This window comes from Shewanella sp. MBTL60-007, assembly GCF_019654915.1.
GTDB lineage: Bacteria > Pseudomonadota > Gammaproteobacteria > Enterobacterales > Shewanellaceae > Shewanella.
Map to the genome: position 1 here is coordinate 1 of NZ_BPET01000157.1, position 821 is coordinate 821.

Sequence of the window (821 nt, forward strand, 5' to 3'; positions counted from 1 at the left end):
GGGCACTGTTGCAAATAGTCGGTGGTGATAAACTTATCATCCCCTTTTGCTGATGGAGCTGCACATGAACCCATTCAAAGGCCGGCATTTTCAGCGTGACATCATTCTGTGGGCCGTACGCTGGTACTGCAAATACGGCATCAGTTACCGTGAGCTGCAGGAGATGCTGGCTGAACGCGGAGTGAATGTCGATCACTCCACGATTTACCGCTGGGTTCAGCGTTATGCGCCTGAAATGGAAAAACGGCTGCGCTGGTACTGGCGTAACCCTTCCGATCTTTGCCCGTGGCACATGGATGAAACCTACGTGAAGGTCAATGGCCGCTGGGCGTATCTGTACCGGGCCGTCGACAGCCGGGGCCGCACTGTCGATTTTTATCTCTCCTCCCGTCGTAACAGCAAAGCTGCATACCGGTTTCTGGGTAAAATCCTCAACAACGTGAAGAAGTGGCAGATCCCGCGATTCATCAACACGGATAAAGCGCCCGCCTATGGTCGCGCGCTTGCTCTGCTCAAACGCGAAGGCCGGTGCCCGTCTGACGTTGAACACCGACAGATTAAGTACCGGAACAACGTGATTGAATGCGATCATGGCAAACTGAAACGGATAATCGGCGCCACGCTGGGATTTAAATCCATGAAGACGGCTTACGCCACCATCAAAGGTATTGAGGTGATGCGTGCACTACGCAAAGGCCAGGCCTCAGCATTTTATTATGGTGATCCCCTGGGCGAAATGCGCCTGGTAAGCAGAGTTTTTGAAATGTAAGGCCTTTGAATAAGACAAAAGGCTGCCTCATCGCTAACTTTGCAACAGTGCC

1 protein-coding gene is annotated in these 821 nt (G+C 52.5%); it reads left to right on the forward strand.

The window, feature by feature from the left end; genetic code table 11:
• The first annotated feature begins 64 nt into the window (after nucleotides 1–64).
• On the forward strand, nucleotides 65–769 hold the full coding sequence (locus tag K5Q92_RS23810; RefSeq protein WP_001067855.1) for an IS6-like element IS26 family transposase: 705 nt from the start codon (nucleotides 65–67) through the stop codon (nucleotides 767–769).
• Nucleotides 770–821 lie beyond the last annotated feature (52 nt).